9 protein-coding genes are annotated in these 16767 nt (G+C 68.4%); 4 read left to right on the top strand and 5 right to left on the bottom strand.

From position 1 onward, the window contains the following. Nucleotides 1-7: 7 nt before the first annotated feature. From Mal64_RS06415 to Mal64_RS06430, 4 genes are all read right to left on the bottom strand, one after another. The gene (locus Mal64_RS06415) at nucleotides 8-3661 is read right to left on the bottom strand and encodes a hypothetical protein (protein WP_146398176.1); all 3654 of its coding nucleotides are present in this window, start codon (nucleotides 3659-3661) and stop codon (nucleotides 8-10) included. Between the two features lie 331 nt (nucleotides 3662-3992). Further along, complete coding sequence (locus Mal64_RS06420) at nucleotides 3993-6257, bottom strand: biotin/lipoyl-binding protein (RefSeq protein WP_146398177.1); 2265 nt, start codon at nucleotides 6255-6257, stop codon at nucleotides 3993-3995. Between the two features lie 134 nt (nucleotides 6258-6391). After that, nucleotides 6392-7387 carry an efflux RND transporter periplasmic adaptor subunit gene (locus Mal64_RS06425; protein ID WP_146398179.1) on the bottom strand — a complete coding sequence of 332 codons (996 nt, stop codon included), beginning with the start codon at nucleotides 7385-7387 and terminating at the stop codon, nucleotides 6392-6394. 167 nt (nucleotides 7388-7554) lie between these two features. Continuing rightward, nucleotides 7555-9669, bottom strand: a complete 2115-nt coding sequence (locus tag Mal64_RS06430) for an efflux RND transporter periplasmic adaptor subunit (RefSeq protein WP_146398181.1) — start codon at nucleotides 9667-9669, stop codon at nucleotides 7555-7557. A gap of 350 nt (nucleotides 9670-10019) precedes the next feature. Between Mal64_RS06430 and infA the strand changes: the two genes are divergently transcribed. From infA to Mal64_RS19695, 4 genes are all read left to right on the top strand, one after another. Continuing rightward, nucleotides 10020-10244, top strand: coding sequence for a translation initiation factor IF-1 (gene infA, locus Mal64_RS06435; RefSeq protein WP_146398183.1), 225 nt, complete (start codon nucleotides 10020-10022; stop codon nucleotides 10242-10244). A gap of 269 nt (nucleotides 10245-10513) precedes the next feature. Beyond that, on the top strand, nucleotides 10514-12307 hold the full coding sequence (locus Mal64_RS06440; RefSeq protein ID WP_146398185.1) for a hypothetical protein: 1794 nt from the start codon (nucleotides 10514-10516) through the stop codon (nucleotides 12305-12307). Between the two features lie 265 nt (nucleotides 12308-12572). Beyond that, a complete protein-coding gene (gene lysA / locus Mal64_RS06445) occupies nucleotides 12573-13883 on the top strand; it encodes a diaminopimelate decarboxylase (RefSeq protein ID WP_146398187.1) in 1311 nt (436 codons plus the stop codon). Between the two features lie 186 nt (nucleotides 13884-14069). Then, nucleotides 14070-15935, top strand: coding sequence for a DNA methyltransferase (locus Mal64_RS19695; RefSeq protein ID WP_197525505.1), 1866 nt, complete (start codon nucleotides 14070-14072; stop codon nucleotides 15933-15935). 37 nt (nucleotides 15936-15972) lie between these two features. On the opposite strand, the gene Mal64_RS06455 is transcribed toward Mal64_RS19695, so the two are convergent. Then, nucleotides 15973-16620, bottom strand: a complete 648-nt coding sequence (locus tag Mal64_RS06455; RefSeq protein WP_197525506.1) for a glycine zipper domain-containing protein — start codon at nucleotides 16618-16620, stop codon at nucleotides 15973-15975. Between the last annotated feature and the right edge of the window lie 147 nt (nucleotides 16621-16767).

Raw genomic sequence — 16767 nt, forward strand, 5'->3', positions numbered from 1 at the left:
GGGTTTGTCAGTTCGAGCGCAACCGGTCGAGCAACCGGCCGAGGCCTTGGTCGATGGCGCCGGCCGCCGCGCTCTGCAAGAGGTCTCGTGAGAGCTGCTTGACCGCGTCGGAGTTGACCTGCGGGCGGTCGAACGTGCCGGCGATGGGTATTTGAATCGCCTTGCCCTTGAGGCCCGCCAAGATCACCGGCCGCTGCGCCACCCATTCGTCTAAAACCGGCACGCTCAGGAGCAGGTCGAGCGTTTCGTCGGCGCCGACCGAGCCTTGCGATTGGATGATCACGTCGCCCAAGGCGAACTCGAGCCCGCTGTGGTAGACCCGTCGGTTGGCCAGCTGGAAATCGATCGCCCGGTCGTTGATGAGCAACGCGGCGGACGTGCCGCTCGCCGTCGGCGCGGCTTGGCCGCCGATCAGAGCGCCGAGGTTCTCGCCACGCACGAGCGACTGCACCTGCTCGGCGAGCGCGACCCACTGGGCGACGCTCGGCCCCGGCGCCACGCGGGCCGAGTGGACCCGCAGCTGGCCGGTGGCGCGGCCGGCGGCCACGTCGGCCGCCGGGGCCGTGAACTCGGTGAGCGCCATGCTGAATTGACCGTCGACCCGCGTGGCGTCGGCCAGCACCGGGGCGATGAACTTCAGCACCTTCTCGGCCACCTGCGGCGAGATCGCCACGTTCGCGACCACCGGGCCCGGCGCGACCGACACGAGCGCCGGCTCGGGGTCGAGCCGCATGCTGGGTTGCGTGGTGAAGCGGCCTTGGCCGACGGTGAAGTCGAGCGGCTCGAACCGCACGGCGCCCTCGCCAAGCACGGCCGCCACGCGGCCCGGTCCCAGGGCCAAGCCAAACAGATCGCCCGACTGCCACGGCGCCTCGACGCGCCCGACCAATCGCCGCGACCAATGCGTCGCGTCGGCGCCGGGCGGCGGCGTGGGCTGCGAACCGGCCGCCGCGTTGGCGATCTCGAACCGCGCCTGGTCGCGGCCGATCAAGCGGACGGCGCCGCCCAGCTGCGGCAGCAGCAACGCGGAGAGTCGCTCGAGGTCGTAGTCGATCGCCCCGGCGAGCCGCACGGCGCTGAGCTGCGCGGGGCGGTCGATCTGGCCGCTGGCCGTGGCGCTGAGCGACCGGGCGTTGAGCTGCATGGTGCGGAGCTCCACGCGATCGAGGGGAACGAAGTACACCGCCTCGCACGCTAGGTCGGCGGTCGGTTCACTCCACACGACGCGCTGGGCGGCGCCGGGACGCGTCTCGCGGAGTTCGAGCCCGGTCCCTTTAAAGTTGGCTTGGGCCGCGAGCGGCGCGGAGCCGTCGGCCTGAGGCTGCGCGGCGAGGAGCACCGTCCCCTCGATCTCGCCCGCCATTTGATAACTGGCCGCACCGGGGGCGGCAGGCGCGGCGCCGGTAAACCACCCGGCGAGCTGTTGCAGGTTGGTGCGGATGGCGAACTCGGCGGCGGGTGGCGCGGCGCTCGCGTCGCTGAGCGGCAGCTGGAGGTTGCGCGCCCGGATCGCCGCCGAGCTGCTCACCAGCTGCGCCGCGTTGGAGCGGACCAGCCCGCTGGCGTTGTCCCACGCCAGCGAGCCGGTGGCCTCGACCTGCGGCTCACGGATCCACAGCGGCCCGGACCGGAGATCGAGGTTCGTGCAGCTAACGCGGGCGTCACGCAGCTCGCCCCCCTGGGGGCCAACGACGCCCGTGGCGGTCGCCTTGAGCGCGCCGGCCAGCTGCAAATCGGCGGCGCTCGGCAGCGAGGGAGAAACGAGCCGCAGGCGGCGGAGCCAAGAATCGAGCTGGCCCTCGACCGTCAGCTGGAACGGGGTCGGCGCGCCCGGCGTGGCCTCTTGGCCGGAGATCGCCGCCTGCAGTCGGTCGACACCCGAGGTGAGCGTGAGCGCGCCAGAGTCGACGCCGCCCAGGCCCGAGGCGAGCGACAGCCCGGCGCCAGACGCCTCGGCGTCGAAACGCAAGCTGCTCTCGTCGGCGATCGTCGTGTCGCGGTAGGCGACGAGCACGCTCGCCGCCTCGCCTCGCGCTTGCAGCCGCAGCGGGCCGCCGGGCGCGGCGTGCTCGTAGCGGAACTCGGCGTCGCCCCGCCCCGCGCAGCGCCACTCGGTGAGGTCGACGAACTGGCCGAGCTGCGTGGCCAGCTGGTTCAGGTCGAAGGCGAGTTTGCCTTGCCCTTGCAGGGCGTCGCCGCTCAGGCTGGCCGAGAGGAACCCCGACTCGCACTCGAGCGATTCGATCACCGTGCGTCCGGCCACGCTTGTGGCGACGAAGTCGGCCTTCAGCGGCGCGTCCCAACGGAGCGGCTGGCCGGCGGCGACGCCGGCCAGGTCTTCGGTCCGCAGCGTGCCAGTGAGCCTCGGCCCGGCGGGGCCCTGTGTGCTGATGACCTCCAAGGCGACCTGGCCCGACTCGATGCGCACGTCTTCCCTGAGCCGCAGCACACCCGGGGCGACGGCGCCGAAGCGCGCCAGGTTCAGCTCGGTGTTGAATTTCAGGTCGGCGGGCGGCTCGCGCGAACCGGCCCCCCACGCCTCGAGCTCCTGGTCCGACACGCTGCCGGTGACTCTGGCCCGGCCGATGTCGGTCGCCGCCTCGAGCTGCTTGATGAGCAGCCTTCCTCCTTGGGCCGTGAGCCGCCAGGGGATCTCGACAGCGTTCATCCTCAGCGGCACGCCGCCGGTGGGGGCGCCGGCGGCCTCGATCGTGGTGACGCGCAGCTGGCCGGCCGCGTCGAGACCGTGGCGGACCATCTTGGCGAGCGTGGCGAGGGGATTCACCGGCGCGGGCGGGGCGGCGGGCGCGGCGGAGGGGACTCCCCAGGTCGCCTCGCCTTGGCCGTCGACAACGCCGATCAGCCGGCATTCCGGGTCGATGCGCCGCACGAGCGGCGCCACGGCCGACAGCGGCAACGAGGCGGCGGTGAAGCGGGCGCGCTGCACGCCGTCGGTGCCCGGCAGCAACTCGAGAGCGAAGTCGCCCGTCTGTTGCATCGGCGCCCCCACGGCGGTCACAACGCCGAGCCGGCCCTCGGCCTTCAGGCCGATCGCGTCGAGCCGCTTGGCCTGTTGGGTGAACGTGGCGTTGAGGCCGTCGGCGAGCCAAATCTCGTCGGTCGTCAGGTCGTTGATCCGGAGCATCCCGCCCTGGACGTCGACCGCCACCGGCCGATCGGCCGAAGGCGGCAGGCCTTGCTCGATGCGGCGCAACTCACGCTCGGTCTCGATCTCGTCGAGCCGCGTGAGCAGCCGCTCGATCCGTGACGAGCCGCCCGGCTCGTACTCGAGCAGCGCGGTGGGGCGATCGACGCGAACCACGCCGATCTCCTCGCCCGTGACGAGTTGCAGCAAACTGCGGTCGATCCGCACCGCCTCGGCCGTGGCGATCACCACCCCTTCGGGGTCGAGCACCTTCAAGCCGGTGAGCGTGGTGGGGCCGGTCCAGCTGAGCGAGCCGCCGGCCACGGTGACCGAGCCCGCTTCGGCGGGGATCGCCTTGGCGAGCAGGGCGTCTTTGATCGGCGTGTTCAGCGCGATCGTCGGGGCGGCCATCACAAGCCCGGCCAGTGCTAGCAATACGATCGCCAGCCGCCACTTCGCGCGGCTACGGCCGCGGTGGCGGGGCTCGGTCGCAGTCGCTTCGGGGGCGCGCGGCATGGCTTGGGGCGGGTGCGTCGGGGAGGGGCCGGGTCAGAGCAGCCGCCGATTCTACGCCCCCAGGCGCCGGGGGGCCAACGGCGGCCTCGTGAGCGCCGGAACAGCGGGGCTTGGCTGTGGGAGGCGTCTCCGACGCCGATGACGGTGCGCCAGCCGATTGAGGCTAGCGGCAAGTGATTGGCGTCGGAGACGCCTCCCACAGGGTGGGTTGGATCGAGTCATCCTTTTAGCGAGCGTTTTGCTCGATCCTCCGACGACCGTGGGTCGTCGGCTATCGCCCTCTTCTGCTCCCTATCTCCCTCGCCCCTGCCCCCTTCTCCCTTACTCATGCTCACAGCTCGAAGTTGAACGTCCTTGTCATGTAACGCCATAGGCGCTGGGCCAACGTGCGTGGTTTGATGTGGATCTTGGCCTCGCCCACTAGGCCGACGCGCATCAGCTCGTGGGCCCGCTTGCCGTCGTCGTCGAGGCGGTCGTAATCGGTGAGCGGCACGATCGCCTCGAAGTGGGGGGTGAGCGGCTTGGGTGTGCCGCTGTCGTCGGCCTGGGTCGGCACGTCGCCGCCCGACAGGCTCGAGAGCCGCGGCGGCGTGGCGGGCATCTCGACACGCGAGAGGCTCTCGATCTTGCCCAGGTACGCCAAGTCGGTCGACTGCCGGAGCATCATCTCGACTTGCTGGTCCTCGCTCACCAGGTCGATGTCGTTCTGCTCGATGGCGAGCCGCGCCTCGAGCCGACGCGGGTCGCCGATCTGGCAGAACCGCACGCCCACCTCAAGCGACGCGCCGAGGTTCCGCTGGTCGAGCGGCGTGCCGTGCCAGGCGGGCAACTCCTTGACGCTCTTGCCGGGAGGGGTCACGTATGTCGGCGGGATCACCCGGCCGGCGATCGGCGCATGGAGCACCAGCCGCTCCTTGTCGCGCAGCTGCTGAGCGAGCTGCTCCTGGGCCGACTTGAGGCTCTTGAGCGCGGGGTCGATTCGCGCCGAGGCGCGGGTGTCTTGGTAGCTGCTGGCGCGCAGCGCGGCGATCTGCGCCTCGGTCACCGCGATCTGCCCCTCCAGACGCACGACCTCCAGGTCGATCGACTCGTTCACCAGCCGGGCGAGAGGCTGCCCCGCCTCGACCAGGTCGCCCGATTTGACGAAGACCTCCTCGAGCAGGCCGGGGGCCTCGACGTAAACACTCTCGGCGTCGTGCGCGGCGATCGTCATCGGGCAGTAAACGGCCGACGGCAGCGGCACGAACGCCACGGCCGAGAAGGCCGCCGCGACAACGAGCAGGGTGATCGCCAGGGGCAGTCGCTTCACCTTGTGGATCCTCCCGGGAACCTTGAAGTACTTGTAGAGCTTCCAGACCGGCTGGCCCACGAGGCCCCACACCGCGGTGCAGGCGATCAGCTGGCCGAGCACCTTGAGCCCGTAAGGCTCGAACACCTTGTTGAGGAAGTAGAGAATCGATAGCACAACGACCCAGCGGTAAAGAGCCGACGCCACGGTGAACAGCGCGAAGAACGCCTGGTTGCTCTTGGGCAGGAACGGGTCTTCGGGCTCCTCGAGCCCGAGGCACCACTTGCCGAGCTTGCGGCTGAGGATCGAGCTCGCCTTCTGCCGCAGGTTGGGGATCTCGAGGTAGTCGCTGAGAATGTAGTAGCCGTCGTATCGCAGCAGTGGGTTTGCGTTGAACAGGATCGTGCTCACCGAGCTGACGAACATGACGTACAGGCAGAGGTAGTTGAGCAGCCCCGGCTCGGTGAACCACCAGACGAACGTGCAGATCGAGGCCAGCACAACCTCGACGTACATGCCGGCCGCGCCGATCGCCATCCGGTGCCAGCGGCTCGGCAGCATCCACGAGTCGCTCACGTTGCAGTAGGGGCACGGCGTGAGCACCAGCAGCATGAGCCCCATCTCGTGGCACTCGCCGCCGAAGTGCTTGCACGAGAGCCCGTGGCCGAACTCGTGCATCGTCTTGGTCACGACGACGACCGCCCCCACCAGCAGCCAGTTTTGAGCCGAGAAGAACGTGTCGAACTCCGGCAGCTTGGACTGGAACACGTCGAACTGTACGAGCACCAAGGCGGCCGCGGCCGCGACGATTGTCAGGCAGCCGTAGAGCGCCGCCTTAGTGAAAAACCACGCCACCCACGGGTAAAGAGCGCTGAGCAGCCAGTCGGGGTCGATGCCCTTGAACTTGATCGCCAGCACGTTGGAGAACTTGGCGAGCGTCTCCTTCTTGCGGCGTTCGTCGCGGCGTTTCTTGAGCTGCTCGCCCTGGCCGCCGGCGTCGGCCAGCACCAAGCCGTTGCGGTGCAGCGTGCCGATAAAGTGCTGCAGTTCCTCGCTGCGGATCGTCTGCGGCGGGAACTCGGCCTCGAACCGCTCGGCGACCTCGTCCAGGCTCAACTCGCCGTCGAGCATCTGCAGGATGGCGAACTCCTCTTCCTCGAAGCGGAAGTACTGCAGCGCCACGGGGTCTTTGACCACCCAGTAAGTGCGGCCTTGGTAGCGCTGCTTCTGGGCCGTGAGGTCGGGCCGCGCCCGCACCGCCAGCCGCCTGCTGCTGCTCGAGACGAGGCTTTGGGTGAGAGTGGCCATGGGGAACGGCGAAAGTGGAAAACGGAAAGGCGAGTAGCAGGGTGATCAAGAAATGGGATGTTCTCTCGAGCTCCCTTTTCCACTATCGCCTTTCGCCTCAGAAATCACACGGCCGCCGCACGAGAGGCGGGCGCTCAGCGCCGCGCCGCCGCCACCCCGCCGGTGTCCAGATGGATCGTCATGTCGGCGAACATCTGCGGCATGATCAGCCAGCGGCCGTCTTCCTGGCGGTTGGCGATCTCGGCGCGCACGCGGAACATCGGCCGGCCGTCGTACTCGGCCACCGGGTGGATGTGGACGATGCGGCCGGTGGCCTCGATGGGGTCTCCGGGGCCCACGTTGACCGAGACGGTCACCTCGCAGCCGTCGACCTGACGCGGGTCGTAGTCGTCAAAGTAGAGCCGGCCCTCGGCTTGCAGCGTGTCGCGACGAATGACCCGCACGATCGTGTCGCCCGGCGAGACCCACTCCTGCTGGTCGCGGAGGATCTCGATCACTTGGCCGTCGAACGGCGCCCGCACGATGCGGCGCTCGCGGGCGAGTTCGGCGAGCTTGAGCTCGGCGCGCTTGGTCTGGGCGTCGTAGCCGGCGAGGATCTGCTCGTTGCGAGCCTTCTCGGCGCCGAGCTTCGAGCGGTCGAACTCCAGCTCGGCGCGGCGGATGTCGGTGTTGGTCACGGCTTTGACGACCGACGCGTTGGCGTCCTTGAGCTCTTGCAGATCGGCGAAGGCGACCCGGGCCGCGGCGGCGGAGTAGCGTTCCTCGATGTCATCGTTTGCGCGTTTATTGGCGGCGTTGTAAGCGAGCACCGCGACCTCGAACTGCTGTCGCACCTCGCTGTCGTCGATCTTGGCGATCTCTTGCTCGGCACGGACGTAATCGCCGAGCTTGACCCCCAGGTAGGTGAGCACCCCCGGCTCCGGAGCGGGCAGCTCGACATCGTCCACCAGACCGATCAAGCAACGCCCGATCCGCGGGTGGCCACCTTCGCCGGGCGCCGCTATGGGCGCCCCGCCATCGGGGCCCGCCGGCAAGCCGAACTGCTGCGCAACCGCAGCGCGGGCGGGCAGCAAGAGCAGCAGCAACACCGGCAGCCGGGCGGCAGCCGTTCGCATCGTGGCGGTGTTCATGATTGCGTCCTCGCGTGGGAGGGTGGCTCGCGCCGAGGGGGGCGACGAGCTCAGGCCCCGGTGCGGGTGATCGGATGGAATCTTATGCGGCAGGCAAGCGTAGCTCGTCGGCCCGGTCGCAGGGGCCGTCACACCCGGCACAACCGGAACCGGTCACGCCTGAGAGCCTACAGCCGGAAAAGGATTTTCGAGCGGATAAAGTCGATCAGGTCGTGCAAATAAACATAAGCGAGAGGCCTCTGCCCGCAGTGGACCTTGGCCTTCACCTCGGCGCCGACTTTGGGGTTCGCGATCAGCGAGCGGAACTTCTCTTGGTCGAATTCGACGGTCAGCAGCACCGTGTTGCCCTCTTCGCCGCGAACCTCGGCCGTGGCCGCAACGCCCTTGGCGTGCAGCACTCCCTCGAGCGGGGTCTCGGTCGTTGTGGCGAGCAGGAAGCTCACGGGAAGCTCGCCGCCCGACTCGCTTAGCGCTTGGGTGATGTGGCCCATCCGCTTGTCGGGCATGCTGATCTCGAGGATCCACTCGCCCTCGGGGTTGGCCACCTCCATCAGCACTTGGCCCTGGGTCACGGGCCGTCCGCGGAGCTGCTCGTCGACCTTCCAGGTGATCACCTTGCCGGCGATCGGGCTCTTGACCGTCAGCTGGCGCTGCTTCTCGTCGAGAACCCCCTGCTGGATCCGGAGGTTGTTCAGTTGCTCGGTCAGCTGCGTGATGCGGCTCGACTTCTGATTGCGTTCGCTGGCGTTAACCCCCCGGCCGCTGAGCGTCTCGCGATCCAGCGAGTGCCACTCGCTCTGGGTCTCGCTGATCTTGCCGCGCAGGGCGGTCTGCTCCTGCTCCAGGTCGAGGCTGCGGAGCTCGACGAGCGTTTGCCCCTCGATCACTTGCTGCTCGTGCTCGGCGTAAACCGCCACCACGTCGCCGCTCGTCTTGGCGAACACGTTGTGCATCTCGAGCGGGCGGAGCTTGCCGTCGCCCTCGAGCGCGAAGTCGCGCGGCACAACCAGCGAGGCGACAATGGCGCCCACGATCGCGGCCGTGATCAAGATCGTCTTCGGCAGCGTGCGGGCGCGGAACATCCAGGTCGACTTGCCGAGCGCCTTCCAGAGCGGCATGAGAAACAGGCTCTCGTGCTCTAGCGCGTTCGAGAGCGCCGTGCTGCTGTGCGACCGCACCACGTCGACCCGCTGAGAGAAGCCCTCGGGCGGGGTGGCGTCGACCATCTGCTCGACGATCAGCACGCCGATCACCTCGGGCGGCTTGTGGCGGCGCGACTCGGGGTCGTCCGGCGTGGGGTCCACGTCGCCGTCGCCGCGGGTGAGCGGCAGGATCGCCATCGCCTTGGTGTGCGACTCGTCGACGTACGCCTCGAGTGTGCGTTCGACCTGCGGGGCCAGGTCGCTCGTGTCGCCGGTGTACCAGACCTCTTCGCCGGTCTTGGCCACCGCGCGGGCGACCTTCGTGAGCATGGTCATCACGTTCGACCGCGAGTCGGGCACGTCCATGCCGCTGACCGCATCGATGCGGACCCGCCCGCCGCGTTTGACCGCCACGGTCACCCGGTCGGCGCCGATCAGCCGGCGGCCTTCGTTGGCGATCGAGTAGGCGGTTTCGCGGGTGTCGAGTTTTTCGTGGGCCGTGCGGGTGAAAGCCTCGAGCTGCTCCCACAAGGTTTGCTTGTCGGCCAGGTGCCGCAGTCGGCGGCCGCGCAAGTAGTCGCCCGCCAGGTCGCAGGTTTGCTGCAAGAACCGCAGGTAGCCGCGCTGCACTTGCGAGCGTCCGCCGGGGCGCTGGAACACCTCGACCACGCCCTGCGGGCCCTCGTCGTTGTGCACCGGCGCCAGCACGAGCAGGAAGTCGGTCGGGTTGGCGGCCGCGTTCTCGTCTTCGGTGTCGAGACCGCCGGCGGCGCCGGAGTGGGGGGAGATGATTGTCCCCTCGTCGCCCTTGAGCACCTGCTGCAGTAAACGGCCGTGCTGCGCCTGGCCGATGGGATTCTGGGCGAGGCCGGTCTCCCGCAGGTTGATCTGGTAGGTGAGCTGAAACGCGCCGGTGTCGGAGAGGGTCCACACCGCCCCGCCCGGCGCCGCCAAAGCGGAGACCACCTTGTTCAGAAACTTGTCGTAGTAGACCTCGGGCGAGATGTCGTCGCGCGACATCTCGCTGATCTGCTGCACGATGCCCGTGATCTCGCGCTTGGCGCGTTGCACCGCGTCGGCGTCGACCGAGGCGGTCGACGAAGAGGCGTCGGGCTGATTGGTGTAGTCGGAGGTGCTCACGATTCAGATAGTCTAGCGTAGTAATCCCCTAAGGTGAAACGGTTTAAGGCGACTGCGGCGCCTGCAAAATCGTTACTCGCAGCCCAACCGGCAAAGACTTGTCGACCTGCTTGGGCTCATGTCTTAGCTCGGTTATATCGACGCCGAGGCGGGGCACGCCCCATGGTTCGCCACGCTTGCCGAGCGGATGGCGCCCCGGGTGGGGGGGTTGCAAGCCCAACTCCCAACAGAACTGGACGTAACACGCGTAGGAGTGGTAAGCTTAAGGGTCTCTACCAAGGGTGATCGGCACGGCCCCCCATCAGTCGGCGGTCCCCACCGGCCCCCACTCAACCCCCTATTTTTCTTACATGGCGAAGCAGAAGGAAGAAGCACTCGAAGTCGAGGGCGTGGTCACCCAGGCCTTGGCGAACACCCGTTTCCGGGTCGAGATCGAGGGTGGACACATTGTGAACGTGCACGTCGCTGGCCGCATGCGGAAGCACTTCATCCGTATTGTCCCGGGCGACAAGGTCCGGGTCGAGCTCTCCCCGTACGACCTGACCAAGGGTCGGATCACCTACCGCGAGCGCTAAATCTCTCGCCGCGCGGCGCCGCTTTTGGGGGGCGCCGCCTCTGAATCTGCGGTACGCTTGGGGCGTGGCGAGCAACCGTTAGCGCGGCGTCGCCACGATCGCCCCCCCGATCTTGTCATTTTGGCAAGAAATGCGCAAGTTGGGCGAACTCTTGCTAAGTAAGTTACGCCTCCGCCATCTCGCACACCGCCGTGCGCCGAGCAACGCCCCCGGTCCGCCGGAGTGCGCTGTCGGCGGCGACTCGAATCCATCCCTCTCGGAGTTCTGAAGTGATTCTCGCAGCCCCGCGACGCACGCGTCGCCTCCGGTCGCTCGCCACAACGCTTTCCCTGGCGGCGAGCCTCGTCGCCGCGCCGCTGGTCGCCACGGCCCAGCCCGCCGTGGCCGACGCGCCTGAGGCGCAATCCGACACCGCCGGCATGACCACCATCGCCGTGGCCGCCCTGAGCGGCTACGACGCGCTGCTCGCCGACACCGATTACATCGGCGCGCTGGTCGGGCGGCCGGGGACCTCGAAGATGCTCGAGGGGATGCTCGCCTTCTTCACCCAAGGCAAGGGCTTGGCGGGCGTCGACAAGTCGCGCCCCATCGGCGTCGTGCTGCAGACCGACGGCGCCCAGTTCATGCCGCTCGCCTGTTTGCCGGTCGACGACCTCAATGAGGTCTTGGGCCTGGTGCAGGGCTTCGGCATCGAGCCGCTCGACGCCGGCGACGGCGTCACGGAGCTCGAGCTGCCCGATCGCACGATCTACCTGAAGCCGATCGGCGCTTGGACCTACGTGGCCCAGAGCCCCGCGGCGCTCGCCGCCGCGCCCGCCGACCCGCTGCCGATGCTCCACGAGCTGGTGGCCGAATACGACCTGGGCGTGAAGGTCATGGCCCAGAACGTGCCGCCGATGTACCGCCAGATCGCCCTGCAGCAGATGCGGATGGGCGTGGAGCAAGGGCTCAAGCAGCAGCCCGAGGAGAGCGACGAGCAGTTCGAGCTCCGCCGCGAGATGTCGGAGAAGCAGCTCGAGCAGCTCGAGAAGATGATCAACGACCTCGACCAGTTGGTTGTTGGCTGGAGCATCGACTCGTCGGCGAAGAAGACCTTTTTCGATTTCAGCTACACGCTGACCGAAGGCTCCGACCTGCTGCGTCAGCTTGAGGGGATGAAGGACGCCAAGACCAACTACGCCGCCTTCCACAACAAGGACGCGGCCTTCTCGGTGCTCGGCTCGGTCAAAACGCCCCAAGACGTGGTCTCGGAGCAGGCGGAGCAGATCAAGTCGTCGATCAACATCGCCCGCCAGCAACTGGCCACGGCCATGGAAGAGAACGCCGACGATTTCCCGGACGAGGCCGCCCGCGAGACATTCCAGCAAATCAGCAACGACATGCTCGACGTGTTCGAAGAGATCGCCCTGAGCGGCGAGATGGACATGGGCGGCTCGCTCACCCTCGACGGGAGCGGCCCGCTGGCGATCGCCGGCGGCAAGGTCCCCGATCCCGCGAAGGTCGAGTCTTCGATCAAGAAGGTGTTCAACGCCGCCAAGCAGCGGTCCACCGAGGTCGAGATCGATGTCGCCCTCGACGCCGACTCGCACGACGACGTGACCTTCCACACGATGACGATCACCATCCCCGCCGACGTCCCCCCTCAGGTCCGCGACATCTGGGGCGGGGACGAGATCGCGGTGGCGTTTGGTGTCGGGCCCGAGTCGGTCTACTTCACGCTCGGCGACGGCGCCATCGAGGCCTGCAAAACGGCGATCGACGATTCTGCGGCCGACGCCGGCAAAGAGATCCTGCCGATGGAAATGTCCTTCGCCCTTGGTCAAATCCTAGGCTTCGCGGAGCGCTGCGCTCCCGAGGACGAGCGGGCCGTGATTTCGATGCTCTCGGCGTCGCTCGAAGACTCGGAGGGTTCCGACCACGTCCGCATGACGCAGCGGCCGATCGACAACGGGGTGATCGTTCGCCTCGAGGCCGAAGAGGGCGTGATCAAGCTGGTCGGCGCCGCCGCTGCGGCGGCCCAGGCCCAGCAGATGAAGCAGCAGCAGGGCGGCGAGGAGTGGTGAGCCGCAGCGGCCCCCTATGAACTTTCTAGCGGCGGCGGGCCTCGGCCCGCCGCCGCTTTTTTTGCGCATGTCTCTCTCGGTTTGCCGCCCAGACGCTGTTGGGCCGCGTGGGACGGGCCTAGAATCATAGGATTCGCACGAAGGATGTCCCTCCAGGTATTTGGCCCTCGCCGACGATCTTTGGTTGTCGGTCCGCGGAACATAGCCCCGCGGCTATGGGCCCCTTTCCCAAGACACCGTTTCTCTTAGCAGCCACGCCGACGCCATGACCACGACCGCCGCCCAGTTTCCCATCACGCTCGACACGATCGCCGGCCTGTCGATCGCCGAACTGGCCGAGCAGTTCGGCACGCCGTTCTACGCCTACGACGCGGCAAAGATTGTCGAGCGGATCGACGACCTGGCGCCCTTCGACGTGGTGCGGTTCGCCCAGAAGGCTTGCTCGAACCTGGCCATCCTCGCCTGGGTCCGCAAGCACGGCGTGGTGGTCGACGCGGTGAGCGCCGGCGAGGTTCGCCGCGCCCTGGCCGCCGGTTACGATGCCACCGAGCCGATGCCGGGCCAGCCCGGCACGCGGCAGATCGTCTACACGGCCGACCTGTTCGATCGCGAGGCGCTCGACTTGGTGGTCGAGCACGACCTGCCGGTCAACTGCGGCTCGCCCCAGATGATCGACCAGTACGGCGAGCGCTGCCAGGCGCTCGGCCGCGAGCGCGGCGTGACGCTGCGGATTAATCCTGGATTCGGCCACGGCCACAGCCAGAAGACCAACACCGGCGGCGAGCAGTCGAAGCACGGCATCTGGCACGAGCAGGTGGCCGACTGCGTGGAGCGCGCCGCGAAGTGGGGCCTCTCGATCGAGGGCCTGCACATGCACATCGGCTCCGGGACCGACCTGGAGCACCTCGGTCAGGTGTGCGGCGCGATGGAGAAGATCGCTCTGGAGGTGGGTCCGTCGGTCCACTCGATCAGCGCTGGCGGCGGCCTGCCGACGCCCTACCGCGACGGCGACGCCCGGGTCGAGATCGCCGGCTACCACAAGCTGTGGGACGCCACCCGCGACCGGCTCGCCGAGGCCTTCGGCCACGCCGTGAGCCTCGAGATCGAGCCGGGCCGCTACCTCACGGCCGAGTCGGGATCGCTCGTGGCCGAGGTGCGGACGGTCAAGCAGATGGGCTCGAACCTCTACTACTTGGTCGACGCCGGCTTCAACAACCTCGCCCGGCCGATCCTGTACGGCTCGTACCACCCGATGGCGATATGCCACACCGACCCGGCCCACGCCGCGGGCGGGGAGCAAGACGCGATCGTCGGCGGCCCGCTCTGCGAGTCGGGCGACATCTTCACCCAGGAGGAGGGGGGCTTCGTCAGCGCCCGCCGCTTGCCCCACGCCGAGGTGGGCGACCTGCTGGTGATCGGCTGCGCGGGCGCCTACGGCTACGTGATGAGCAGCAATTACAACAGCAAGCCGATGGCTCCCGAAGTGATGATCGTGGGGGGCAAGGCAGAGCTGATCCGCGAGCGGCAGACCTTCGAGGACATCGTCCGCGGCGAGAACGTTCCCCAGTGGGACTGAGACGCGGCGGGGCTGGCGCGGCTGCGCGGCGAGTGGCGAATGGGACGCGGAGGAACGCGGATCTTGAGGATTAACGTGGATAGGGAAAAATCTGTGGGCGATCCGCTAGGCACGCGGCGATCCGCGTTCCCTTCTTCTGCCGCAACCTGCTAGTGCGGCGGCGGCGCTCCAGGTAATCTGGAGGGCATGACCGCCCTTCTTACTCGCAACGCAATCGTCCAGGGCGATTGCGTCGAACTCCTCAGCCAGCTCGAAGACGAGTCCGTCGACTTGGCGTTCGCCGACCCGCCGTTCAACATCGGCTTTAAGTACGACGAGTACCACGACCGCCACGAGGACGAGGTGTACCTCTCCTGGTGCGCCGAGTGGTTCGGCGAGCTCTACCGCGTGCTCAAGCCCACGGGCGCCTTCTGGCTGGCGATCGGCGACGAGTACGCCGCCGAGCTGAAGGTGGCCGCCAAGGAGATCGGCTTCTCGCCGCGCAACTGGGTTGTGTGGTACTACACGTTCGGCCAGAACTGCCGCAAGAAGTTCAACCGCTCGCACGCCCACCTGTTCCACTTCGCCAAGGACGAGGAGCAGCACACGTTCAACGCCGACGACCCGGCGGTGCGTGTCCCCTCGGCCCGCGCGCTGGTGTACGGCGACAAACGCGCGAACGCCACCGGCCGCCTGCCGGACGACACCTGGATGCTGCCTCCCGTGCGTGAGCAGAACGACTGGGTGCTGCGGCCCCAAGACCTGCGCGAAGACGCCGGCGCGTTCTCCCCGCTCGACGACACGTGGTACTTCTCACGCGTGGCCGGCACGTTCAAAGAGCGCGAAGGCTTCCACGGCTGCCAGATGCCCGAGCAGTTGCTGGGGCGCATCGTCCGCGTGAGCAGCAACCCGGGCGACTTGGTGCTCGACCCGTTCGGCGGCAGCGGCACCACGCTCGCCGTGGCCAAAAAGCTGGGCCGCGATTGGCTCGGCTTCGAGCTCTCGAGCGAGTACGCCAAGTACGGCAACGAGCGGCTGGAGCGATGCAAGGAAGGCGACCCGCTCAACGGCCCCGCCGACCCGGTCGAGAGCTCGCCCACCACGGCCGCCGGCCGGCGGCTGAAGGACCACCCGCTCACGCGCGACAAGGAGCAATTGCTGCCGACGTTCCGCAAAGAGGACTTCTCACAGCCCGAGCCGCCCGCCGACGACGACGCCGTCGCCGATGTAGCGACCACCAACGGCGCCCCCGCCGCGGCGGTGAAGACCGATCTGCGGGCGCTCTTGCGCGAAGCGATCGTCGGGGCGTTCTCGGCGGCCAACGAGGGGCACAGCGTCGATTGGCTGCTGTGCGACCCCGCCCTGCAAGACGCCTTTCACGCCGCCTGCGGCGAGGCGGGGCTCATCGGCGGGCCCAGCGACTGGAACCGCGAGCTGCTCAGGCTGCGCAAGGCGGGCAAGCTCGCCAAGGGCCGCGGCGCCGGGGCGCCGATCGACTTCTCGCCCGAGGCGACCGATCACTTTCGCTTCGCCGCCGAGATGGCGTGGGCCGACGCGATGAAGAAGTACCCCGGCTGGTCGCTCGACGCGATCTTCTGTTCGCCCGGCAAGGCGCTCTACTTCGACCGCTCGGCGATGAAGCACCTGCCCGCCGCCGTGGCCAAGGAGATCGGCGCCGCGCCGCTGCGCTGGGCGGCGCTCAAGCTCCGCAAGGCGCGCCACGCCCTGGCGGCCGAGGCGCACCAGTACCACTACGTGCTCGCGACGCGCGACTTCTCGCGTTTCCACCCGTGGGGCCGCTGCCGCTTCGACAAGTGGGAGGGCCAGCCCGGGCTCTACTGCCTCCGCAGACGCGACCGCTCGGCTGTTTACGTCGGCGAGGCCGACGACCTCGGTGCGCGGCTCGCCACGCACGCCTCGGCCAAAGCGCCCGGCCGGGTGATCTCGCAAGTGGCCGTCATCACCGGCGATGAACTGCCAAGCGACGAGTACCGCGGCGCCCTTTGGACCTCGCTCGTACGCCGCTACGAGCCACGGCTGAACGTCGAACCGGCCAAACCGCCCGCCGAATAACCAGCGAGCATCTGGCGACTGACCGGCTCGCCGGCGATCACCAGTGGTGATGGTAGTTGAACCCGGCCCGGTAGTGCGGCCGCGGGCGCGGACGGGGCGCCGTGTAGATCACGTTCACCCTCGGTTCGGGGTAGTAAGGCCTGGCGATCACGGTCGCCGGCTGTGGCGCCGGCACGTAGCTGTCGGTCGACATGCCTTGGGCCGCCAGGATCACGCGGTCGCTCACGCCGCTCTGCTTGAGCACGATCAGCCCGTTGGGGCTCAGGTCGAACCGGCCGCCGCGGCTGCGGATGGCGCCGATGATCAGGTCGTCGCCCAGCCCGGCGCGGGCCATACCCGCCAGGTCGGCATTGGTGACCGCCTGGGCGGCCGCTTGCTGGTTGGCTTGAGCGGCGGCAGCCGTGCCGTAAGCAACGGCCCGTTGGTCGGCCTGGTCCTTGGACTTGCCGACCAAGTTGCCGGTGATGGCGCCGATAGCGGCGCCGACCAGGGCGCCCTCGGTCTTGTTGCCACGACCGCCGACCAAGGCGCCGGTGATGGCGCCCAAACCGCCACCCACGACCGTGCCCTCGGCCTGGTCGTTGTGGTAGTAGCTCGGCGGCGGCTGGTAGCCGTACTGGGCCAACGCGCTGTCGGCCGCTAGGGCGGCGGCGAGCAGCGACAACACAAAGCTGGTGCGAGACATCCGAGTGTGCTCCGTGCGAGCGAGGCTAGCGGCAACGCCCCTGGGAGGGGCGGCGCCGGCGTCGCGGACTTGCCGATCCATCCGGCAAAAAGTTCCTGTGACTGTACAGGGGGGACATTATGGAATATCGGTTCCTTGGCCCGGGGG

Origin of the sequence: Pseudobythopirellula maris, assembly GCF_007859945.1 — a bacterium.
Taxonomy (GTDB): domain Bacteria; phylum Planctomycetota; class Planctomycetia; order Pirellulales; family Lacipirellulaceae; genus Pseudobythopirellula; species Pseudobythopirellula maris.